General features: G+C 71.7%; 22 protein-coding genes and 1 pseudogene. 5 read left to right on the top strand and 18 right to left on the bottom strand.

The features are described 5' to 3' along the window. The first annotated feature begins 190 nt into the window (after window positions 1–190). The 4 genes from TU30_RS12130 to TU30_RS12145 all read left to right on the top strand — a co-directional run bounded on the left by TU30_RS12130 (window position 191) and on the right by TU30_RS12145 (window position 3603). Entirely contained in the window at window positions 191–1120 is a 930-nt protein-coding gene (locus TU30_RS12130; protein ID WP_234307846.1) for a 5'-3' exonuclease, read from the top strand. An 80-nt stretch (window positions 1121–1200) separates the two neighbouring features. Next, a complete protein-coding gene (locus TU30_RS12135) occupies window positions 1201–2055 on the top strand; it encodes a siderophore-interacting protein (RefSeq protein ID WP_042168455.1) in 855 nt (284 codons plus the stop codon). Between the two features lie 187 nt (window positions 2056–2242). Beyond that, a complete protein-coding gene (locus TU30_RS12140) occupies window positions 2243–2530 on the top strand; it encodes a hypothetical protein (RefSeq protein ID WP_042168457.1) in 288 nt (95 codons plus the stop codon). Window positions 2531–2541: 11 nt separating this feature from the next. Next, complete coding sequence (locus TU30_RS12145) at window positions 2542–3603, top strand: pseudouridine synthase (RefSeq protein ID WP_078878257.1); 1062 nt, start codon at window positions 2542–2544, stop codon at window positions 3601–3603. On the opposite strand, the gene TU30_RS12150 is transcribed toward TU30_RS12145, so the two are convergent. The 17 genes and pseudogenes from TU30_RS12150 to TU30_RS12230 form a co-directional block, all read right to left on the bottom strand. After that, window positions 3597–5183: a cytochrome P450 gene (locus tag TU30_RS12150; RefSeq protein ID WP_042168460.1), complete on the bottom strand. Its 1587-nt coding sequence runs from the start codon at window positions 5181–5183 to the stop codon at window positions 3597–3599. The two genes, TU30_RS12145 and TU30_RS12150, sit on opposite strands and share 7 nt — an antisense overlap. A 45-nt stretch (window positions 5184–5228) precedes the next feature. After that, a complete protein-coding gene (locus TU30_RS12155; protein WP_042168463.1) occupies window positions 5229–5849 on the bottom strand; it encodes an ATP/GTP-binding protein in 621 nt (206 codons plus the stop codon). After that, window positions 5830–6237, bottom strand: coding sequence for a DUF742 domain-containing protein (locus tag TU30_RS12160; protein WP_042168466.1), 408 nt, complete (start codon window positions 6235–6237; stop codon window positions 5830–5832). The genes TU30_RS12155 and TU30_RS12160 overlap by 20 nt, the downstream gene beginning before the upstream one ends. After that, the gene (locus tag TU30_RS12165) at window positions 6234–6641 is read right to left on the bottom strand and encodes a roadblock/LC7 domain-containing protein (protein WP_042168469.1); all 408 of its coding nucleotides are present in this window, start codon (window positions 6639–6641) and stop codon (window positions 6234–6236) included. Before TU30_RS12165 ends, TU30_RS12160 begins: the two co-directional genes overlap by 4 nt. Beyond that, entirely contained in the window at window positions 6638–8263 is a 1626-nt protein-coding gene (locus TU30_RS12170; RefSeq protein ID WP_078878239.1) for a sensor histidine kinase KdpD, read from the bottom strand. Before TU30_RS12170 ends, TU30_RS12165 begins: the two co-directional genes overlap by 4 nt. Before the next feature lie 421 nt (window positions 8264–8684). Next, complete coding sequence (locus TU30_RS12175; RefSeq protein WP_042168474.1) at window positions 8685–11540, bottom strand: RNA helicase; 2856 nt, start codon at window positions 11538–11540, stop codon at window positions 8685–8687. A gap of 35 nt (window positions 11541–11575) precedes the next feature. Further along, window positions 11576–11933 (bottom strand): annotated as a pseudogene (locus tag TU30_RS12180) (diacylglycerol kinase family protein); the annotation flags it as partial. A 45-nt stretch (window positions 11934–11978) separates the two neighbouring features. Next, window positions 11979–12929 (bottom strand): twin-arginine translocase subunit TatC, encoded by a 951-nt coding sequence (tatC, locus tag TU30_RS12185; protein ID WP_078878240.1) that lies wholly within the window; start codon window positions 12927–12929, stop codon window positions 11979–11981. A 48-nt stretch (window positions 12930–12977) separates the two neighbouring features. Beyond that, window positions 12978–13265, bottom strand: a complete 288-nt coding sequence (gene tatA, locus TU30_RS12190; protein WP_042168478.1) for a Sec-independent protein translocase subunit TatA — start codon at window positions 13263–13265, stop codon at window positions 12978–12980. Between the two features lie 240 nt (window positions 13266–13505). Beyond that, a complete protein-coding gene (locus TU30_RS12195; RefSeq protein ID WP_042168480.1) occupies window positions 13506–13700 on the bottom strand; it encodes a hypothetical protein in 195 nt (64 codons plus the stop codon). Between the two features lie 92 nt (window positions 13701–13792). Next, entirely contained in the window at window positions 13793–14101 is a 309-nt protein-coding gene (locus TU30_RS12200) for a hypothetical protein (RefSeq protein WP_078878241.1), read from the bottom strand. Window positions 14102–14162: 61 nt separating this feature from the next. Further along, on the bottom strand, window positions 14163–15158 hold the full coding sequence (locus TU30_RS12205; protein ID WP_078878242.1) for a YafY family protein: 996 nt from the start codon (window positions 15156–15158) through the stop codon (window positions 14163–14165). Window positions 15159–15176: 18 nt separating this feature from the next. Continuing rightward, complete coding sequence (locus TU30_RS12210; protein ID WP_042168486.1) at window positions 15177–16130, bottom strand: YafY family protein; 954 nt, start codon at window positions 16128–16130, stop codon at window positions 15177–15179. 171 nt (window positions 16131–16301) lie between these two features. After that, on the bottom strand, window positions 16302–16673 hold the full coding sequence (locus TU30_RS12215; RefSeq protein WP_042168488.1) for an FKBP-type peptidyl-prolyl cis-trans isomerase: 372 nt from the start codon (window positions 16671–16673) through the stop codon (window positions 16302–16304). Window positions 16674–16733: 60 nt separating this feature from the next. Beyond that, entirely contained in the window at window positions 16734–17735 is a 1002-nt protein-coding gene (locus tag TU30_RS12220) for an FKBP-type peptidyl-prolyl cis-trans isomerase (RefSeq protein WP_042168491.1), read from the bottom strand. Window positions 17736–17870: 135 nt separating this feature from the next. Next, complete coding sequence (gene pafA / locus TU30_RS12225; RefSeq protein WP_042168492.1) at window positions 17871–19232, bottom strand: Pup--protein ligase; 1362 nt, start codon at window positions 19230–19232, stop codon at window positions 17871–17873. A 9-nt stretch (window positions 19233–19241) separates the two neighbouring features. Continuing rightward, window positions 19242–20501, bottom strand: coding sequence for an MFS transporter (locus TU30_RS12230; RefSeq protein WP_042168495.1), 1260 nt, complete (start codon window positions 20499–20501; stop codon window positions 19242–19244). A 130-nt stretch (window positions 20502–20631) separates the two neighbouring features. Here TU30_RS12230 and TU30_RS12235 point away from each other — a divergent pair, with 130 nt between their 5' ends. Then, window positions 20632–21648, top strand: coding sequence for a LacI family DNA-binding transcriptional regulator (locus tag TU30_RS12235; protein WP_042168498.1), 1017 nt, complete (start codon window positions 20632–20634; stop codon window positions 21646–21648). 305 nt (window positions 21649–21953) lie between these two features. On the opposite strand, the gene prcA is transcribed toward TU30_RS12235, so the two are convergent. Then, window positions 21954–22709: a proteasome subunit alpha gene (gene prcA, locus TU30_RS12240; protein WP_042168500.1), complete on the bottom strand. Its 756-nt coding sequence runs from the start codon at window positions 22707–22709 to the stop codon at window positions 21954–21956. Window positions 22710–22717: the final 8 nt, after the last annotated feature.

A 22717-nucleotide genomic window follows, 5' to 3' on the forward strand; every position in this document is an offset into this window, starting at 1 on the left:
GGGACGGTTCACGCGTGCGGACGGTTGAACCTGCAACCGGCATCGCTCCGGGGCCGCGCCTCCCCTTTCTCACTCACCCCAAACACCATCGTGTCCCGCGTCACATCCAGGTCGTGCCGTGCCGTGCGGGGCGCGTCCCGGGCCGGTGCCGTCGGGCGGCTGCCGGGTCCTGTCGGTGGCGTACGGCATGATGCGGAGCGTGACCGGACGACTGATGCTCCTCGATACCGCTTCTCTTTACTTCCGGGCCTACTTCGGCGTCCCGGACTCCGTCAGGGCCCCGGACGGCTCGCCGGTGAACGCCGTGCGCGGGCTGCTCGACTTCATCGACCGCCTGGTCAAGGACCACCACCCGGACGATCTGGTGGCCTGCATGGACGCCGACTGGCGCCCGGCGTGGCGGGTGGAGCTGATCCCCTCCTACAAGGCGCACCGCGTGGCCGAGGAGCGCCCGTCGGGCCCCGACGAGGAGGAGGTGCCCGACACGCTGTCTCCGCAGGTGCCGGTCATCGAGGCCGTGCTGGACGCCGTCGGCATCGCGCGCGTGGGCGTCCCCGCGTACGAGGCGGACGACGTGATCGGCACGTTCACCGCGCGGGCGCGCGGCCCGGTGGACATCGTCACCGGGGACCGCGACCTGTACCAGCTGGTGGACGACGCGCGCGGGGTGCGGGTGCTGTACCCGCTCAAGGGCGTCGGCACGCTCCAGATCACCGACGAGGCGGTGCTGCGCGAGAAGTACGGGGTGGGCGGCTCGGGGTACGCGGATCTGGCACTGCTGCGGGGCGACCCGAGCGACGGCCTGCCGGGCGTACCGGGAGTGGGCGAGAAGACGGCCGCCAAGCTGCTGGCCGAGTTCGGCGACCTGGCCGGGATCCTGGCGGCGGTCGGCGACCCGCGGGCCGGGCTCACCCCGTCCCAGCAAAGGCGCCTCACCGAGGCGGCCTCGTATCTGGCGGTCGCCCCGAAGGTCGTACGGGTCGCGGACGACGTCCCGCTCCCGGAGGTCGACACGGCGCTGCCGCGGACGCCGCGCGACCCGGAGGCCGTACGGGAGCTGGCGGCCCGCTGGGGCCTGGGCGGCTCCCTGAAGCGGCTGCTGGCCACCCTCGCACGGTAGGAACACCGCCGGTGCGCACGGGTGATCACCGAAAGGAAATGTTAACTTAGGTAAACCTAACTGAGTGACAGGGAGACCCCATGGCACAGCGACCGGTACGCCAGCCGCGCAGGCCCCACTCCGGGCAGGTGCTCCGCACCGAGCGGCTGACCCCGCACATGCAGCGGGTGGTGCTGGGCGGCGAGGGCCTGGCCGATTTCACGGCGGACACCTGCACCGACCACTACGTGAAGCTGCTGTTCCCCGCCGAGGGCGTCACCTACCCCGAGCCGTTCGACATGCAGCGGATCCGCGAGGAGTTCCCGCGCGACCAGTGGCCGGTGACCCGCACGTACACCGTGCGCCACTGGGACGCCGGACATCGCGAGCTGACGCTGGACTTCGTGATCCACGGTGACGAAGGGCTGGCAGGCCCCTGGGCCCGGCGGGTCCTGCCGGGCGAGACCGTGTTCTTCATCGGCCCCGGCGGCGCCTACGCCCCCGACCCGAGCGCCGACTGGCACCTGCTGGTGGGCGACGAGAGCGCGCTGCCCGCGATCGCCCGGTCGCTGGAGGCCCTGCCGAGCGGGGCCAGGGCGTATGCCTTCGTGGAGGTCGAGGGGCCCCAGGAGGAGCAGAAGATCGACTCCGAGGTGACGGTCACCTGGCTGCACCGGGGGGACCGTCCCGTCGGTGAGGTTCTGGTGGAGGCCGTGCGGGGCCTGGAGTTCCCCGAGGGACGGGTGCACGCCTTCGTCCACGGCGAGGCGCACTTCGTGAAGGAGCTGCGCCGCCTGCTGCGGGTCGAGCGGCAGATCGCGCGCGAGGACCTCTCGATCTCCGGCTACTGGCGGCGCGGTCACGACGAGGACGGCTGGCAGGCCTCGAAGCAGGAGTGGAACGCACGGGTCGAGGCGGAGCAGGAGCAGCCGGAATCGTCGGCCGCGGGCGGCTGAGCCGCCCCCGGGTCGCTCCTGGAGCACCCTCGGCCCACCGCTGATCCGCTGTCCTGCCCGAGCCGGCATCGCGGTGCCCCGGCCGGCGCACGCGGCGGCGCCGGTCGGGTGAACCCCGGCCGCCGTGCCGCGGCGGGCGGCGTGGCGCGGTGTCCCGCCACCGCCCGCTGCCCGAGGATCCGGGCGCGTGACAGTCACCTTCGAAGAACTCGTGGCCAAGCAGCGTGCGGCGGACGAGGCGCATGTCCGCGTGCGCCATCTGCGGGAGACCTACGGGTCTCCCACGGGCACCAAGTGGAGCAGCCGGCAGACCACCACCTGGGAGACGGCCTGGCGGGCCTGGCGCGACCTGGCCCGTGACGTCCAGGTGGCGGTGAGCGAGCACGCACAAGCCGAGGGGAAACCGCGCCATGTGGTCGAGGCCGAGGTCAGACGGGCGGTGGGGCACGAGGAACAGGGTGGGGCGGACGCGTAGCCTTGGCCCTCGTGACCCGCAGACGCAGGACCGTCCCGCCCTCCCCGCTGCCGCAGCGCGACGGCGTGGACCCAGTGCGGGTGCGGCTGCCCGGCGCGGGGTCGTGGGCCACCGTGCGGGACCATCTCGCAGCCCGGCTCCCGGCCGGCTCCGATGTCGTCGACGGCATGTTCGACGCGGGGCTGATCGTGGGTGTGGACGGGCGGCCCGTGCCGGCCGACGCCCCCTATGTGCCAGGACTGTTCGTGTGGTTCCACCGGGAGCTGCCGGCCGAGGTGCCGGTGCCGTTCCCGCTGGAGATCGTGTACCGGGACGAGCACATCGTCGTCGCCGACAAGCCCCACTTCCTGGCCACCACCCCGCGCGGCAGCCATGTCACCGAGACCGCGCTGGCCCGGCTGCGCCGCGAGCTGGACATCCCGCTGCTGGGCGCCGCGCACCGTCTCGACCGGCTCACCGCCGGGCTGGTGCTGTTCACCGTGCGGCCCGAGGAGCGGGGCGCGTACCAGACGCTGTTCCGCGACCGGCTGATCCACAAGGAGTACGAGGCCGTCGCGCCCCACGACCCGGCGCTCGTCCTGCCCCGGACCGTGCGCAGCCGGATCGTGAAGGAGCGCGGGGTGCTGGCCGCCCGCGAGGTCGAGGGCGAACCGAACGCGCTCAGCCGGGTCGAGCTCCTGGACCACCGCGCCGACGGCCTCGCCCGGTACCGGCTGGTGCCCTGCACCGGGCAGACCCATCAGCTGCGGGTGCACATGAACGCCCTGGGCGTGCCGGTCGTCGGCGACCCCCTGTATCCGGAGGTGACCGGCCCCGTCCCGGCCGGTGACTTCCGGCGCCCGCTGCAACTGCTGGCGCGGGCACTGGAGTTCACCGACCCGGTGACGGGGGCACGGCACCGGCTGCACAGCGGCCGGACGCTCACGGCGTGGACGTCGTACGAGGACTGGGCCGCGGACGACCGCGCCGACGACGGCCGCGCTCCGGACGGCCGAACCCCCGAGGCACCCGCCGGCCCGGCCCGGACCGCTGTCCACCGGCCGCCGCCGGCCCCCCTCGCCCCCGGTCAGTAGCCGCGCCACCAGCGCAGGAAGCGCTGCCAGGCGCCCGGTGCGCGGGCCGGTTCCGCGGGGCCGGCGGCGGCCACCGGCTCGGCGACCGGTGGCTCGGCCGACCGGGCCGCCCGCTGCAGGCCCGGCCGCGGGTCCGGTGTCCCGGCCGGCGCCGCGGGCCGCGGGGCGGGAACGTCGTGGTGTCCGAACGGCTCGGGGCGGGTCGCGGACGGCGGTGCCGGCTCCCCCGGTGCGGAGCTGCCGATGTGCCAGTCGCGGCGCGGGGCCGTCGGCAGGGCGTCGTGGTTCGGCCGCTCGGTGATGTCCTGCGGCGGCCTGGGGGTGAACCGGACCGGCAGTTCGACGAGATGGCGCGAGGCGATCGACTCGGTGTGGCGCAGATCCTCGTCGTCGACGTCGAGCTCGAGGTCGGGCAGCCGCATCAGCAGCGCGTCGACGCCGATCTCGGCGATGGCACGCCCGATGTCCTGCCCGGGGCACTCGTGCGGGCCGCCGCTGAAGGCGAGGTGGGAGCGGTTGCCCTGCATGTGGGCGGTCGGGTCCGGGCGCACCCGCGGGTCCACGTTCGCCGGGGCCGGGGCGAACAGCAGTCCGTCGCCCCGGCGGATGCGCTGACCGCCGAGTTCCGTCTCCTGTTTGGCGAAGTAGGCGAAGATGGTACTGAACGGCGGCTCGTCCCACAGCAGTTGCTCCACCGCCTCCGGCACGGTCATCTGACCGCCGTTGAGCTGGGCCCGGAAGCGCGGGTCGACGAGCACCGTCCGCAGCACGTTGGCCAGGAGGTTGGCGGTCGACTCGTAGGCGGCGATGAGCACCACCCGCAGGTGCTCCCTGACCTCGTCGTCGGTCAGCTCGGCCGGGTGGGTGATGAGATGGCTGGCGAAGTCGTCCTGCGGTTCCAGCCGGCGGCGCGCGGTGAGCCGGCCCAGCGCGTCCATGACGTACACGTTGCTGGCGATGGCGGTCTCGGTGCCCCTGAGCATGTCACGGGCCGACTCGACCATCCGGTCGTTGTACTCGTCGGGCATGCCGAGGATGTGGCACATCACGGCCATCGGCAGGTGCTCGGCGTACTGGCTGACGACCTCGGCCTCGCCCACTTCGCAGAACCGGTTGACGAGGCGCTGGGTGCAGCGGTTGATGTGCCGGCGCAGACTGCGGAAGTCGACGGTCGACAGGGCGAAGTCGATCGCGCCGCGCAGTCGTTGGTGCTCGTCGCCCTCGGCGTGGGCGCACATCGGCTGCCAGGCGATGTGCGGCATCAGCGGGTGGTCGGGTTTGACCAGGCCGTCCCGGAGCGGGGACCAGATGCGGCTGTCGCGGGTGTACTGCGCGGGGGTGCGCACCATGTGCAGGTTCTCGGTGTGGCCGAGGACCACCCACACCGGCACGTCGTCGTGGAGCAGCGCGGGCGCCACGGGGCCGTGTTCGGCGCGGAGTTCCTCGTACAGCTTCTTCAGGTCCGCCGATTCGTGCAGCCGGTGCAGTCCCCCGGGGCCCTGCCCGTGCGCGGGGCAGCCGGGGGGCGGGGCGGGACGGGAGTCGTCCGTTCCGGCCGGGGAGTGGGATTCAGGCGTCACAGTGGTCGCTCCGGAGAACAGGGGGAGAGCAGGGGATCGGGGGTGTCAGGTGCGCGAGCCCGTCATGGCGAGCGAGTGCAGGAACCGCATCAGCGTGACCAGTACGTCCCGGCTGGAGGCGCGGCGTCGTACGTCGCAGTCCATGATCGGGACGTCCTGGGGCAGGTCGAGCGCCGTCCGCAGATCCGCGAAGGGGTAGCGGGGCGCGTCCGGGAAGGTGTTGACGGCCACGACGAAGGGCACGCCGCGTTCCTCCAGCCGTCCCATGACGTCGAAGCTGACTTCCAGGCGGCGTGTGTCGACCAGCACCACCGCACCGAGCGCGCCCTCGAACAGGCCGTTCCACAGGAACCAGAAGCGCTCCTGGCCCGGGGTGCCGAACAGGTAGAGCACCAACTGCTCGGTGATCTTGATGCGGCCGAAGTCCATGGCCACCGTGGTGGCCGTCTTGGACGCGGACCCGAAGTTGTCGTCGACTCCGACGCCGGCCTGGGTCATGGTCTCCTCGGTGGTCAGCGGCTTGATCTCGCTGACCGAACCGACCATGGTCGTCTTGCCGACCCCGAAGCCGCCCACGATCACGATCTTCGCCGCGGCCTCGGCCGTGTGCGGCAGCTGATCCTCGGTCCGTGGGCCCGGGATCGTCTCAGAGCCTTTGAAGTCCATGCATCACCGCTTCGAGAAGGGAACGGTCGGGGAGCGCCTTGCGGACGATCGGGGCGCGCGCCTGCACCAGTTCCGCCGCCAGCATCTCGGTGAGCAGCACGGTCACCACGCCGAACGGCAGGCTGAGGTAGGCCGAGAGTTCGGCCACGGACAGGGGGGCGGAGCAGAGCCGGAGCAGTGCGGCCTGCTCGGGCGTGGCGGAGTGCGGGGGGTCCTCGACGCGCGCCACGATCAGCGTCACGAGGTCGAGGTCCGCGCGGTTCCCGTCCGCGCCGGCGACGACGTACAGCCGCTCCGGGTTGGGCCGTTCGGTCTCCTTCTGGTCCGTGGCCGGTTGCGGAGGAGGGTCCTCCTGCGGGGAGCGCCTCTGGCGTTGCGGAGGAGTCATACGGTCGTCCCGTTCCGGCGGGGCGGGCTGGTGAGATGGGCGCCGATACGCACCACGAGGTCGCGCATCATGGCCCCCATCCGCCCGGGTTCACAGGTCATGTCGGAGAGCACCGCGAGATAGGCGTTGGCCCCGGCGGCCATCAGGTAGAAGTAGCCGCCGTTGATCTCGATGATCACCATCTTCATCTCGCCGTCGCTGCGCGGAAGTTCCCCGGCGACGGCACCGGCGAGGCTCTGCACGCCGGCACAGGCGGCGGCGACCCGGTCGGCGGCGTCCGGCTCGCCGCCGAAGCGGGCGATGCGCAGACCGTCGGCCGAGAGCACCACGATCATCTCGACGCCGGGTACCCCGTCGGCGAGCTCCTTGAGCATCCAGTCGAAGTTGGCCCGTTGCTGGATCACTTGAGGTCCCCCTCGTCGTCGGCCTCGGTGCGGGCCGGTTCGTTGATCAGATGCAGGTACGCGGTCGGGTTCCGGGTGAAGTCGGTGGGGTGGACGCCGGGTTCGAGGTCCTTCTTCAGGCCGTCCCAGAACGCGTCGACCCACAGCCCGGGTTCGCGGTCGTCCTTCGGCTCGGCCGGTTCGGGCTCGGGTGCCGGCCAGGGGGACCTGATGGTCTCGCCCCGCTCGGCGGCCTCCCGTTCGGCCCGTTCGGCGGCGGCCTGCTCGGCGTACCGCTGGGTCAGCGACGTCTTCACCCGGCTGCGGCGTTGCGGCAGCCCGTTGGAGGTCCATTCGGTGACCTCGGGGACGTCGTCCTCCATGGAGACGGTGGCGGGGATGCTCGGGCTGGTGGGGCGGCGCTTCTTGGGGGCGCGCTCGGGGCCGGGAAGCGCGTCGACCTGCATGGGCACGGCGGTCGCGCCGATGCCGTGGGCGAGGCCGACGCCGGGCTCGGTGGTCATCATGTCGCTGGGCACGATGAGGACCGCGCGGACGCCGCCGTAGGCGGAGGCCCGCAGCGAGACCTGCATCTTGTATCCGGAGCAGAGCCGGCCGATGACGGCGAGGCCCAGACGGGGGCTCGTGCCGAGGTCCTGGAGGTCGACACCCGCCTTGGCCTGCTCCAGCTTGTCCTCGATCCGGGCCCGCGCCTTCTCGTCGAGGCTGACTCCGGCGTCCTCGATCTCGATGGCGACGCCGGTCTGCACCTCGATGGCGGTGACGTGGACCTTGGTGTGGGGCGGGGAGTAGCGCGTGGCGTTGTCGAGGAGTTCGGCGACGGCGTGGATGACCGGCTCGACGGAGATGCCCTTGATGTTGACCTTGGCGATGGACTTCAGGTCGATGCGCCGGTACTCGAGGATGCGGGACATCGCGCCGCGCAGCACGCTGTAGAGGGCGACGGGTTCGGGCCACTGGCGTCCGGGGCGGCCGCCGCCCAGCACGGAGATGGAGTCGGCGAGGCGGCCGATCAGCGCGGTGCCGTGGTCGATGCGCAGCAGGTCGTCGAAGACCTCGGGGTTGCGGCCGTGGTCCTCCTCCATCTCCCTCAGTTCCTTGGCCTGCTGGTGGACGATCGCCTGGACGCGGCGGGCGATGCTGACGAAGGAGCGCTGGGAGGAGTCGCGCAGGGCTTCCTCGTCGTCGATGATCTTCAGCATCGTCTTGAGCAGCTTGATCTGGTACTCGGGGAGGTCACGCCAGGCCGGGTTGACCTCCTTGAGATGGAGGAGCACTTCCCTGGGGGTGTTTCCGCGGTGCAGGAAGTCCAGGGCCTCGGGGACCACGGCGTCCGCGAAGTGCAGGGTCTCCGTGTCGTGGGAGGCGATCCGCGCTTCCAGACACGCGCGGTGACGTTCGTGTTCGTCCCGCAGGACGCGGCCGCGGCGCACCGCCTCGGCCGCGGCGGCGATCACCAGCAGGGTGGCGACGACACCGCAGGTGCCGACGGCGATCCGGGCGGGCTCCGTCACCAGGGCGACGGCGGCTCCGGTTGCCGCGGCCATCAGTATGGCCGGCAGCAACAGCACGCGCGCGTAGGGAAGTTCGCGTCGACCGGGCGGGGATTGGACACTCACCATGTAGGCCTCTGGAAACGAATCGGCTGGTGGTCGGGGGACGTACGGGCGGGGACGGACCGGGGGATGACGGGAGTCATCTGTTCAAAAGGGAACAGACACACGAATTCATCCCAACTCGGTGCGCTGCGGGCGAGCTTAGTCCGACAGGATCAACGCCGTGTCATATTCGGCAAGTGCCGGAAACGACCCCTGGGACAGGAGTACGCTCGAGCTCATTTACACGCTCGGACATCATTCGCACACCCTGTGTAACGCCGTAAGGGCGTGCGCATCCCACTCACCCTGAAGGGTGACGTACGCGGCCGACGGCCGCGGAATCATCCGGTCCTGTTGCCGGCGGGGCACTGGGGACACGGAAGCCCGGCGCGCACGGAGCGCGCCGGGCTTCACCGGGTGGGGCACGGGCCGAGCCCGTCCGCCGTCACCCCACGGACGAGTAGGCCACCACTCCGCGCAGCAGTCCGTCGACCGCCTTGCGGGCGTTCTTCGCGACCGTGGAGCCCTCCACCGCCGGAGCCGCGGCCGAGATCTGGCCGAGGACGTCGATGACCTGCTTGCACCAGCGCACGAAGTCCCCCGCCGGCATCTCCACCTCGCGCAGCACCTCGTCGAGCCCCTTGCCGGATGCCCACATGTAGGCGGCCCAGGCGAAGCCGAGGTCGGGTTCGCGCTGGCCCACACCCTCGGTCTGGGTGATCCGGAAGTCCTCCTCCAGGGCGTCCAGCCGCCCCCAGATGCGGACCGTCTCGCCGAGCGCGGCCTTCGCCCTGCCGGAGGGCACCTTGGGCACCACCGCGTCGTCGCTGACCCGTGCCTCGTACACCAGGGCCGAGACACAGGCGGCGAGTTCGGCCGGGCCGAGCTGCTCCCAGACGCCCTCCCGCAGGCATTCGCTGGCCAGCAGGTCGAGTTCGCCGTACAGCCGGGCGAGCCGCTTGCCGTGTTCGGTGACCTCGTCGCCGCGCAGGTAGTCCAGCTCGGTCAGCAGGGCGACGATACGGTCGAAGGTACGGGCGATGGTGTTCGTCCGGCCCTCGATGCGCCGCTCCAGCTGCTTGGTGTCCCGCCGCAACCGGTGGTAGCGCTCGGCCCAGCGGGCGTGGTCCTCCCGGTCGTCGCAGCCGTGGCACGGGTGGGCGCGGATCGCCTTGCGCAGCCGGTCGATCTCCCTGTCGTCGGCCGCCTGGGAGCGCCGCCTGCGGTGCCGCTCCGGCTCGATGTGCCCGGCCTTGGTCCGCAGCGCGGAGGCCAGGTCGCGGCGGGACTGCGGCGAGCGCGCGTTGAACGACTTCGGGATCCGCATCCGCTCCAGTGCCTCGACGGGCGCCGGGAAGTCGATCGACGCCAGCCGCTTGACCTGCCGCTCCGCGGTCAGCACCAGGGGGCGCGGCCCGTCGTGGTACTCGACGCCGCGGTGGCCGCCCGCACGGCCCGCGGGCAGGCCCGGGTCGAGGACCAGCGCCAGCCCGGCGTACTTGCCCGCGGGGACGTGGATGATGTCGCCGGGCCTGAGCTTCTCCAGGGCGACGGCCGCCTCCGCACGCCGCTGCGCCGCGCCCTGGCGGGCCAGCTCCGTCTCCCGGTCCTTCAGGTCGCGGCGCAGCCGCGCATACTCCTCGAAGTCACCGAGGTGGCAGGTCATGGAGGCCTGGTAGCCCTCGAGGCCCTCCTCGTTGCGCTGCACCTGCCGCGAGATGCCGACCACCGAACGGTCCGCCTGGAACTGGGCGAACGACGTCTCCAGCAGCTCGCGCGAGCGGTGCCGGCCGAACTGCTCGACCAGGTTGACCGCCATGTTGTACGAGGGCCTGAAGCTGGAGCGCAGCGGGTAGGTGCGGGTGCCGGCCAGCCCCGCGAGGTGCTCGGGGTTCATGCCGCGCTGCCACAGCACGACCGCGTGGCCCTCGACATCGATGCCGCGTCGGCCGGCCCGGCCGGTCAGCTGGGTGTACTCGCCGGGGGTGATGTCGGCGTGCTGCTCGCCGTTCCACTTGACGAGCTTCTCCAGCACCACCGAGCGGGCGGGCATGTTGATGCCCAGGGCGAGGGTCTCGGTCGCGAAGACCGCCTTGACCAGGCCGCGGACGAACAGCTCCTCGACGACCTCCTTGAACGTCGGCAGCATGCCCGCGTGGTGGGCCGCGATGCCGCGCTCCAGGCCCTCCAGCCACTCGTAGTAGCCGAGGACGTGCAGGTCCTCGGTGGGGATGGAGGCGGTGCGCTCCTCGACGAGGGAGCGGACCTGCTCCCGCGCCTGCTCGTCGTTGAGCCGCAGCCCCGCGTACAGGCACTGCTGGACGGCGGCCTCGCAGGCGGCGCGGCTGAAGATGAAGGTGATGGCGGGCAGCAGGCCCTGGGCGTCGAGCCGCTCGATCACCTCGGGCCGGCCCGGTGTCCAGACCCGTGTGCGCTGTCTGCGCTCCCGCTCCCGGTCCGCCTCGCGCATGTTCCGGCCGCGGCGCCTCTCGCCCCACGCCGGGCGGGACGCCTCCATCCGGGCCATCCGCGTGAGGTCGGGGTTGACGGCCTTCTTCCCGCCCTCGCCCTCCTCGAACAGGTCGTAGATCCGGCGCCCGGCGAGTACGTGCTGGAACAGCGGCACGGGCCGGTGCTCGGAGACGATGACCTCGGTGTGGCCGCGCACGGTGTCCAGCCAGTCGCCGAACTCCTCCGCATTCGACACCGTCGCCGAGAGGGACACCAGGGTCACCGACTCGGGGAGGTGGATGATCACTTCCTCCCAGACGGCGCCCCTGAAGCGGTCGGAGAGGTAGTGCACCTCGTCCATGACCACGTACCCGAGGCCGAGGAGCGTCTGCGAGCCCGCGTACAGCATGTTCCGCAGCACCTCGGTGGTCATCACGACCACGGGGGCACCGGAGTTGACGCTGTTGTCGCCGGTGAGCAGGCCGACCTTGTCGGCGCCGTAGCGGCGGCACAGGTCGGCGTACTTCTGGTTCGACAGCGCCTTGATGGGCGTCGTGTAGAAGCACTTCTTGCCCTGCTGGAGGGCGAGGTGGACGGCGAACTCGCCGACGATCGTCTTGCCCGAGCCGGTGGGCGCGGCCACCAGCACACCCTTCCCCGCTTCGAGCGCCTGGCAGGCCTCGATCTGGAAGGGGTCGAGACCGAAGTCGTACATCTCGCGGAAGGAGGCGAGTGCGGTGGCCTGCTCGACAGCGCGCCTGCGCGCTGCCGCGTACCGCTCGGCCGGTGAGAGGTCCTCTGTCATCGTGCTTTCGAGCGTACCGGGCCGCGCTGACAACAGGACGATCATTATCCGGATCCAGGAGCCGACGCGGCCCGTCAGGGGTCGATGTCGCGCACCCGTCCGCACTCGGGGGCGTCGGCGGTCATCCGGCCGGCCGCGGCCGGTTCCCCCAGCGGCATGCCGAGCGAGCGGGCGGAGCCGGGGCCGGCGGCGAACGGGCCGAGCGGGGTGCCGGTGCCGACGACGGCCCGCAGGGCCGGGTCCGTCATGCCGTCACCGCCGACGGCGACCAGGGCTCCGGTGCCCTCCTCGACGGCACCGCGCGCGGGCGGGCGCGTCCGCGGCGTCCTCGCCGGGCACGGTCCGCACCGGGAAACCGGCCGCGCGCAACGCGGAAGCGGCCGGCCGCGCCGCTCGGGCGCCCCGGCCGCGGCCCGCGGTGGGGTTGACGAAGAGGGTGGTCCCGCCGGCCGCCTTGTGACCCCACGGGCCCCGGCCCGGTCTTCAGGTCACGTCGTCATAGCCGTTGACCCGGTCCGTGCTCGCCTGCTCGGGCAGGGCGGGCCGGGCCGACACGGGTTCGGCCTCGCCGATGTCCTCGGGGGTGAGGTCCAGGTCGGAGGCCTCGTCGTCGGCGGGGCCCATGGCCTCCAGACGGCGCCTGCGGCGGTCGTTGAACAGGGAGACGCCGACAGCCAGGAAGTACAGGATCCAGATCGGTCCGGCGAGGGCCATCATGGTCAGCGGGTCGGTGCTCGGCGTGGCCAGGGCCGCGAACAGCGTGATGCCCATGACCATGCCGCGCCACCAGCCGAGCATGCGCTTGCCCGTCAGCGCCCCGGTGAAGTTGAGCATGATCAGCAGCAGCGGCAGTTCGAAGGAGAGCCCGAAGACGATCACCATGCGCGTGACGAGGTCGAGCAGGTCGTCCAGCGGCAGCAGGTTGTCGACGGCGTACGGGGTGAACTCGATGAGCACCTTCGCCGTGGTCGGCAGCACCCGGTAGGCGAAGTAGCCGCCGGCGAGGAAGAGCGGGAAGCCCGTCGCGACGAACGCGTAGGCGTACTTCCTCTCGTGCCGGTGCAGGCCGGGCGCGACGAACGACCACAGCTGGTACAGCCAGACCGGCGAGGCCAGGACGACACCGGCCATCAGGGACACCTTCAGCGCCAGGGTGAACGGCGTGAGCAGACCGTTGATGGTGATCTGCGCGCAGGGCTGCTCGTCGCGTGCCGAGGCGGCGATCTCCTCGAAGGACTTCGCGCAGCCGACCGACTTGAGCACCGGTTCGGTGAAGAAGTTGATGATCTCGTTGTAGAAGAAGGCCGCGCCGACCGTCACCAGGACGATGGCCAGCAGTGCCTTCGCGAGCCGGTTGCGGAGCTCACGAAGGTGCTCCGCGAGGGGCATCCGCCCCTCGGGATCCCTCTCCTGCTTGCGGGCAGACTTGAGCAACCCACGTTCCCATCTCGTGCGGCGGGCCGGACCGTGTCCGGCCCTGGGTCAGCGCTTGGTCGTGTCCGTCGGCTCCGTCACCGGGCGGGAGCTGGTCACGTCACCGGGGGCGGCCTGGATGGTGCGCTGCGCCGGGGAGTCGTCGCCCGGGGCCGGCGGGTCGGCGGGGGCGGAGGACTTGTCCTTGTCCTCCTTCATCGCCTTGGCCTCGCTCTTGAGGATGCGGGCGGACTTGCCGAGCGACCGCGCCATGTCCGGAAGCTTCTTCGCGCCGAACAGCAGGATGATGACGACGAGGATGAGAATGATCTCGGGAGCTCCGAGCCTTCCGAACATTTCTTTACCTTCTCACCGAGGCTGCTGGGGGTGGGGTGCTGCCCTGTCCGGTCGTTCGGACACGCGTCCGATGACCGCGTTGTCAGCGATCGTAACGCTCAGGGGTGAACGTAGGGCAATCCCCGTGCGTACTCCCGTCCGCGGTCCGGGCCTCGTTCTCCGGGCCGCGGTCAGCAGCGTACCCGCCCGGGTCGGCAACCCGACAGGGCGTGCGGACCCGGGCGGTCGTCCCGGGCCGGGTCAGAGCGCTTGTGCGGAGCGTGCCGCGCCGGCCGCCGCCCGCTCCAGGTCCTCGGCGGCCCGGCCGATACGGCTCGCCGAGTCCGCGACCTGTCTGCCGAGCCGCTCCGCCTCGACGAAGACCCGTACGGCGAACACCCCGAGCACCACGAGCCCCAGGAACCCCACAGCAACCGCGAACATCGCCCAGAACATAGGGCGAGCCTAGACGGTCCCCGTCCGCGCGGAACGCCCGGCGCCCGGGAGGGGGAACCGCGCGCCGCCGGGGCATGAGCCGGGCACGGCCCCTACACCGTCGAGTGCAGCCGCAGGGTGCTGACCCCGCCGCCGGTGAGGAGTTCGACGACCCGCTCCCCCGCCGGCTTACGGACCGCCGTCTCGCACGCGGGACAGGTGAACGAGTAGAAGGTGGTGCGTCTGCTGGCCCCTATGACCAGGCGCAGCGCGCTCGCGCCCAGCTCGAAACGCCCCCTGCAGTCCGGGCAGCCCGCCCGGAACACGACCGGCGCCACGCTTCTCATCCCGGAGAACGCGGACGCCACCGTCATGCCCCGTGCTCCGGGGGCCGGTGCTCCAGGGGTGGCCGACTCGCTCACAGTCCTCGCTCCTGCCTGTCGTCCTGCCCGCCCCGGACCGCGCACACCGTGGGCGGCCCGCTCATCCGGCCGCCCCGGCGCCGTCGTACGCCGCCAGCGCCTCGCGGGCCGCCCGCCGGGCGCTGTCCGCGAGGTCGTCCGGTGTGACGATCCGGCCGTCCCGCCCGAGCCGCAGCGCCAGCCGCTTGAGCGACGCCGGGTCGGGTGTCCGCAGGGTGATACGCAGCCCGCCGTCCGGCAGCTCGTCCGCGCTGTCGTGCGGGTAGTACTCGGCGACCCAGCGACCGCCCGGCCCGACCTCGACCACGACCTCCGGATCCTCCGCCGCCGGCTGCATCAGCCCTTCCGACAGGTCCCGCAGTTCGACCTCGGGCGGCGCGGACGGCTCGTCGAGGATCCTGATCTCGGCGACCCGGTCGAGCCGGAACGTGCGGCGCGCCTCGGAGCGGCGGCACCAGGCCTCCACATAGGTGTGGCCGACACTGACCAGGCGGATGGGGTCGATCTCGCGCTCGCTGAGCTCGTCGCGGGCGGGCGAGTAGTAGCGGATCCACAGTCTGCGGCGCTCGGCGATGGCCCGGTCGACGTCCGCGAAGACACCGCCCTCGGACTCGAAGGTCACCGACAGGCGGGCGCTGGCGCCCGCCGCCTCTCCGGCCGCGGCCTCCACCTTGGCGGTGGCCCGCAGCAGCGCCTGCCGGTCGCTCTCGCGCAGTCCGGGCAGGGTGGTCACGGCCCGCGCGGCGACCAGCAGCGCGGTGGCCTCGTCCGCGGCGAGACGGAGCGGCTCCGCGGCCTCCGCCCCGAGCGCGGCCGGGTTGTGCCACCAGATGCGCTCCCCGTCGGTGTCGATGTCCAGCAGGTCACCGCCGCGGAAGCTGGTGCCGCACATGGGCAGCACGTCGAGGTCCGAGACCAGCTCGTCCTCGGTGATGCCGAAGGCACGCGCCACGTCCTCGATCCGGGCCCCGGGACGCTCCCTCAGATAGGTGACCAGGGAGAGCATCCGCCGGGTCTGGTCGATGGCGTTCACTGGCCTGACCGGTTTGCCTGCCACGTTCTTGTCCCGTCCCCCTCAGCCCTTGGCCACGGCGCGCAGCCGGTCCACCACGTCGGCCCGCAGCTCGGCGGGCTCCAGGACCACCACGTCCGCCCCGAACTCCACCAGCCAGGCGTCCAGGCCGTGCCCGTACGGAATCTCCAACTCTTCCCAGCCCTCGCCGAGTTCCCGCACCGACGTGGCCTTCGCCCGAAGGGGGTACCCCGCGTCGGCGCGCAGCCGGATCCGGGCGGAGCGCTCCGCGCTCTCCCCCGCCCAGCTCGCCACCGTCTCGCGCACGGTGACGACGTCCGGCACCGGGACGGTGTAAGGGGTGCCGCGGGAGCGCACCTTCCCGGTGATCCGGGACAGCCGGAAGACCCGCTCGGCGCCCCGGTCGCGGTCCCAGCCCGCCAGGTACCAGTGGCCGCGCCAGCACTCCAGCGCCCACGGCTCGACATGGCGCGGTTCGGGCTGTGCGGCGTTGGCCTTGCGGTAGTCGAAGACGACGGAGCGGCGGTCGCGGCAGGCCAGCATCAGCGGTTCGAAGGAGGCCTCGTGCACCGGGATGCGCGGCTCGAGCGCGCTGTGGGCCCCGTACGGGTCGACGTCCTCGGGCAGTCCCGCCGCGCGCAGCTTCTGCAGAGCGCCGCTGGCCGCGCCGGCCAGTCTGGCCTGCTGCCACACCTTGGCCGCCAGGCCCAGGGCGGCGGCCTCCTCGGCGTCGAGGGTGATGGGCGGCAGCCGGTTGCTGTCCCGCCGGGCCAGATAGCCGACCTCGCCGTCGAGGTTCTCCACCGTCTCGATGACGAGTCCGAGCTCACGCAGATCGTCCTTGTCGCGCTCGAACATCCGGTTGAACGCATCGTCCGAGGCCGCCTCGAGGTAGGCCTCGACGGACCCGCGCAGCTCACGCTTGCTCAGTGGCCGCCGCGTGCCCAGCAGGCACAGCGCCAGGTTCATCAGCCGCTCGGCCTTGGCAATGGCCATCGACGCCCTTCGCCTCCTCATGCTGCTCAGTCCGATGACCGTACCGCCCCGTGGTGGCGTGGCAAAAGCCGAGGGTCCATGCCCGGACAGGCATGGACCCCAGGTGATCGGGTCCGGCCGCAACCGCGACGTGACGTCGCACGGGCGACCGATCGGCGATCGGGCGAGTGATCAGACCCCGAGCAGGTCGACCACGAAGATCAGCGTCTCGCCGGGCTTGATCGCCGGAGTCGGGCTCTGGTCGCCGTAGGCCAGGTGCGCGGGGATGGTCAGCTGGCGACGGCCGCCGACCTTCATGCCCTGCACGCCCTGGTCCCAGCCCTGGATGACCCGGCCGCCGCCCAGCGGGAAGCGGAACGGAGTGCCGCGGTTCCAGCTGGCGTCGAACTCCTCGCCCGTGCTGAAGGAGACACCGACGTAGTGGACGGTGACGGTCCGACCCGCCTGCGCCACCTCTCCGTCGCCCTCCCAGATGTCCTTGATCTCGAGGTCCGCCGGGGGCTCGCCGCCCGGGAAGTCGATCTCGGGCTTGTCGATGCTCACGTCTAACGCTCCTGCTTGTCTACGGAAAGGCGAACACACACAGTCTTACATCACGCGCGGTCACAACTTCGCGAGGATGTCGACCGAGAAGACCAGCGTGGAGTCCTTCTTGATGTCACTGCCCTGCGGCGGCGTGTCGCCGTACCCCAGCTCGGGCGGGATGACGATGAGGACCCGGCTGCCGACCTTCTTGCCGGTCAGCCCCTGCGCCCACCCCTTGACGACCTGCTGGAGCGAGAACGAGGTCAACTGCCCCCGCTCGTACGTCGAGTCGAACTCCTTGCCGCCGTCCCACAGGACGCCCTTGTACTGCACGAGCACACTGTTGTCGGCGCCGACCTCCTCGCCGTCGCCCTCGATGATGTAGCTCGACGCCAGCTTCGTCGGGGCCTTCGTGTCGGGCACCTCGATGGAGGGCGCCTTACCGTCCGTGTTCGTGCCGACCTTCGGCAGGTCGACGTTGTCCTGGGCGACCTCGCCGCCCTCGGCGGAACTTTTCGCGTTGAACGTGTCCTGCACGTCCACCACGAACACCAGCGTGTCGGTGCCCTTGATGCCCGCCTGCTCATTGCCCTGCGTGCCGTAGCCCCAGGCGGGCGGAACCGCCATCTGGACCCGGCTGCCGGCCTTCTTCCCCGTCAGCCCGTACCGCCAGCCGTCGATGATGCTGCCCTGCGCCAGCTGGATCGCCAGCGGGGCCTTGCGGTCGTAGGAGTTGTCGAACACCTTCGCGGTGCTCCACACCTGGCCCAGATAGTGGGCCACCACGAAGTCGTTCTCGGCGATGGCCTTGCCGCCGCCCGCGATGACGGTCTTCACCGCGAGGTCCTCGGAGGGGTCACCGCTGCCCTTGGCCACGGTGGGTTTCTCACCGAACTCCACGCCCTCGGTGATCGCCGGCAGCGGACCGTCGACGATCTTCGGCGGGGGCGCGGCCGAGGCGTCCGGCGCGGACGGCGAGGCGCTCTCGCTGGCCTTGCTCGAATCGGACCCGCCGTCGCCGCACGCGGCGAGAGTGGCCAGTCCAGCGGGTACGGCAATGAGGAGTGAGCGTCGGCGCACGGTGGGGGCCTCGTAATCATCGATCTTGTCGGTGGCGTCCGCGCAACTCTACGGCGTGAGAAGGGCGCCGCACTGAGTAACGTACGGCGCCCGTGTGGCGTTCCGCGGTTCGGGAGAACCGCGGAACGACGCGTCTCACATACCGGCGATCAGCTTCTCCACCCGCTCGTCCACCGCACGGAACGGGTCCTTGCACAACACCGTCCGCTGCGCCTGGTCGTTGAGCTTGAGGTGCACCCAGTCGACGGTGAAGTCCCGCCGCTGCTCCTGCGCCCGGCGGATGAAGTCACCCCGCAGCCGCGCCCGGGTGGTCTGCGGGGGAACGGACTTGCCCTCGAAGATCTTCATGTCGTTGCAGATCCGGGCGGCCTGCCCCTTCTTCTCGAGCAGGTAGTACAGGCCGCGGCGGCGGTGGATGTCGTGGTAGGCGAGGTCTATCTGCGCGACCCGCGGATGCGACATGGTCATGTTGTGCTTGGCCCGGTACCGCTCGAGCAGCTTGTACTTCATCACCCAGTCGATCTCGGTACCGATACGGTCGAGGTCCTCGGCCTCGATCGCGTCCAGGGTACGGCCCCAGAGCTCGAGCACCTGCTCGACCGTGCCGGTGCGGGTACCGCGGCGCTCGCAGAAGTCCAGCGCCTTCTCGTAGTACTCCCGCTGCACCTCGAGGGCGGAGGCCTCACGGCCGCTGGCCAGGCGGACCTTGCGGCGGCCCGTGATGTCGTGGCTCACCTCGCGGATCGCCCGGATCGGGTTCTCCAGCGTGAGGTCACGCATCACCGTGCCCGCCTCGATCATGCGCAGCACCAGGTCGGTGGCACCGACCTTGAGCAGCATGGTCGTCTCGGACATGTTCGAGTCGCCGACGATGACATGGAGCCGGCGGTACCGCTCGGCGTCCGCGTGCGGCTCGTCACGCGTGTTGATGATCGGCCGGGACCGGGTCGTCGCCGACGAGACGCCTTCCCAGATGTGCTCGGCCCGCTGGCTGACGCAGTACACCGCGCCACGCGGCGTCTGCAGCACCTTCCCGGCGCCGCACAGCAACTGGCGGGTCACCAGGAACGGGATGAGGATGTCCGCGAGCCGGGAGAACTCCCCGTGCCGGGCCACCAGATAGTTCTCATGACACCCGTACGAGTTACCCGCCGAGTCGGTGTTGTTCTTGAACAGGTAGACGTCGCCCGCGATTCCTTCCTCGTGCAGGCGTCGTTCGGCGTCCACCAGGAGTCCTTCGAGAATGCGCTCCCCGGCCTTGTCGTGGGTGACCAGCTCGGTCACGTTGTCGCATTCGGGTGTGGCGTATTCCGGATGCGAACCCACGTCGAGATAGAGGCGGGCACCGTTGCGCAGGAAGACATTGCTGCTGCGGCCCCATGACACGACACGGCGGAAGAGGTACCGCGCCACCTCGTCAGGAGACAGGCGGCGCTGTCCCCTGAACGTGCACGTGACGCCGTACTCGTTCTCCAGCCCGAAAATGCGGCGGTCCATGACTGAACATTACGCCCGATCCCCTGAACCCAAACGGGGTTCGACGGCACGGTTCGGATCATTTTCCGAACCGGCCGCGACCAGGGCCCCGTCTGCGGGAACCGCCAATACCCTTCCGGTCGACAGCAGAACCAGCAGAGCCACGCCACCCGCGACGGCCGGGATCGCGAAACCTCCCTGCGCGCCGCCCGCCTCGACCACCGGCCCGGCCAGGCCCGTTCCCACCGACGCGCCCACCGTGAACGTCGTCACCAGCCACGAGAACGCCTCCGTGACCGTGCCCGCCGGCGCGTGCCGGTCGATCAGCACGAACGCGCATGCGATCGCCGGAGCCAGGAAGAGACCGGCGACCACCGCGAGCAGGGTCATCGCCGCCGGCCCCGGCATCAGCGTGAGCGGCAGGTAACACACCGCCAGGAACGCCACCAGCACCTGCAGTCGCCGCGCCGGCTCCCCCGCCCACCGGCGCGCCCCGTAGGCCGTGCCGCCGACGAGCGCGCCGAACCCCAGGCCCGCCATCAGCCAGCCGTACACGTGGTCACCGCCGTTCTCGTCCCCGTAGGGCACCGCGGCCACGGTGATGGACCCCATCGCGATGCCGACGAACAGGAAGGCGCCCAGCAGCGCCAGCAGCCCCGACGAGCGCAGCGCGCCCAGCCAGTGCGCCGCGCGCGGCGCCGACCGCCACGCGCGCGAGGGCTTCGACACCACCACGGACAGGGCGCCCAGCACCCCCAGCCCGTTCAGCACCAGGAGGGCGGCCTGCGGAGACCACAGCGACGCGCACACCGTGACGAGCAGCGGCCCGACGGTGAACATCACCTCCTGGGCCACCGCGTCCATCGCGTACGCCCGGTGCACGTGGTCCTCGCGGTGCAGCACCGACGACCACAGGGCCCGCAGCCCGCCCTCCAGCGGCGGCGTGAACAGCCCCGCGGCGGCCACCGCCCCGTACGCCGCCGCCCTCGGCTCGATCCCCACGAACGCGAAGGCCGCCATCGCCAGCGCCGACAGCACCGCGGCCGGCAACTGCACCCGCGGCTGGCCCCGCAGGTCCACCAGCCGCCCCAGCACCGGCTGCCCCACCGCGTTGGCCACGCCGTACACCGCCGCCAGGGCGCCGGCCAGACTGTACGAACCGCCCTCCGCGCGGACGAACAGCACGATCGCGATGGCCGCGGTCGCGTTGGGCAGCCGGCCCACCAGCGTGCCCACCAGGAGCCGGGTCGCGTGCCGCGCCCGGAGGATCTCCAGGTATCCGGTGGCCATGCGGCACCCTCCATTCACCCGTCGAGGCCTCTCGGAACCTCGGCGTTGTACGTATAACTTCGGTCCTCATACGTACCATGGCCGCTGTTCACCCGTCCAGACGGAGTCCAGCCGAAGGAGCGGTACCACGGTGGCCCGAGCCCAGATCCGCCCCACGAGCCGGGACGTCGCACAGGCCGCCGGCGTCTCCCAGGCCGCCGTCTCCCTCGTCATGGGCGACAAATGGCGCGGCCGCGTCTCGGAGACCACCGCACAGCGCGTACGCGAGGCGGCGCACACCCTCGGCTACCGCCCGAACCTGGCCGCCCGCAACCTGCGCCTCGGCCACACCCGCACCGTTCTCCTGGTCGTCCCCGCCCTCACCACCGAGTTCTTCGCCGGCGTCTACACCGGGGCCGCGCGCGTCGCCGCCCAGCACGGCTTCGGCGTCGTCCTCTACCCCTCCCCCGAGGGCATCGGCCCCGCCCGCAACCCCTTCGCCTCCGCACAGGCCGCCCTCGACGGCGTCATCGCGTCCTCCATGGCCGCCGACGCCCTCACCGCCATCCGCGGCGACCAGCTCCCCCTGGTCATGCTCGACAGCGACCCCACGAGCAACCCGGGCGCCGCGACCGTCAACCTCGACATCGCCGACGGCGTCCGCCAGATCACCCGCCATCTCCTGGACCTGGGCCACCGTGGCTTCCTCCATCTGGCGGCCGACATCCCCTCCTGGACCTTCGACGTCCGCGCCCGCGAACTGGCCGCCCACCTGGCCGCCGTCCCCGGGGCCACCCTGCGCACCGCCCGCTCGCCCATCTCCATCCAGGGCGCCGTCACCGCCGCCCACACCGCCCTGGCCACCCCCGGCCGGCCCACCGCCGTCGTCTGCGACGACGACCAGCTCGCGGCCGGCGTCTACAAGGCGGCCCGCCGCCTCGGCCTGCGCGTCCCCGACGACCTCTCCGTCACCGGCCTCGACGACCTGGCCCTGGCCACGGCCCTCGACCCGGAGCTGACCACGGTCCGCCTCGACGCGGAACTCTTCGGCGAACGCGGAATGCAAGCCCTCCTCGCGGTCCTCGACCACCGCACCCCCGAAGCCGGCGACATCCCCGTCCATCTGGTGCCCCGGGGCTCGACGGCCCCGCCCGCCACGCACCCCTGACGCACCATGGCCTGTCCGGCGGATCACGGCGGGGGCGACCGGCGGCATCCTTCCAGCCGGGTCAGCGGGGTGCGGTGCTCGCGCCTGCGAGGCAAAGGAGAGGTGCGCGCCGGCTTCCACGTCTCCGGCATGCCCCCGGACAGACCGGATGGGGGCGCCCGCCCGCACCGCGGACGCACACCCCCACCGGGCCGCACAGAACCACCGGGCCACACAGGCCCGCCGCCTCATCCGAACGAGCCGGGCACCGGCCGGTTCCACCCCTTGACCTCCGGGGTGCCCTCGGACGGCCCCCCGGGCGCGCCTCAGGCCTCGTCCTCCGCCTCCACATCGGCCTCCGCCTCGGACGCCGTCTCCGCGCCGTCGGCCGCCAGCAGGCGCGCCAGCTGCCGGCCGGTGATGCGCTTGAACTTCCGCTGCTGCGGCCGCGTACGGTCCAGCACGGCCACTTCCAGCCGCTCCGCGGGAATCTCCCGCTCACTGCCGTTCGTGTCCCGCGACAGCGACTGCACCGCCAGCGCCAGCGCCTCGGCCAGCGTCATGCCGTCCCGGTGCCGCTGGTCCAGATAGCCGCTGATCTGCTCCGCGTTGCCCCCCACCGCCACCGAGCCGTGCTCGTCGACGATGGAACCGTCGTGCGGCAGCCGGTAGATCTGGTCGCCCTCCGGGGTCTCCCCGACCTCGGCCACCACCAGCTCCACCTCGTACGGCTTCTCCGCCGCGCTCGAGAAGATCGTGCCCAGCGTCTGCGCGTACACGTTCGCCAGGCCCCGGGCCGTCACGTCGTCCCGGTCGTAGGTGTAACCCCGCAGGTCGGCGTAGCGCACACCGCCGATCCGCAGATTCTCGTACTCGTTGTACTTGCCGGCGGCCGCGAAGCCGATCCGGTCGTAGATCTCGCTGAACTTGTGCAGCGCACGGGACGGGTTCTCACCGACGAACACGATGCCGTCGGCATACTGCAGCACGACCAGACTGCGGCCGCGCGCGATGCCCTTGCGGGCGTACTCCGCCCGGTCGGCCATCGCCTGCTGGGGTGAGACATAGAACGGCGTCGACACGGATCAAC

The organism is Streptomyces sp. NBRC 110035 (assembly GCF_000829695.1).
Lineage (GTDB): Bacteria > Actinomycetota > Actinomycetes > Streptomycetales > Streptomycetaceae > Streptomyces.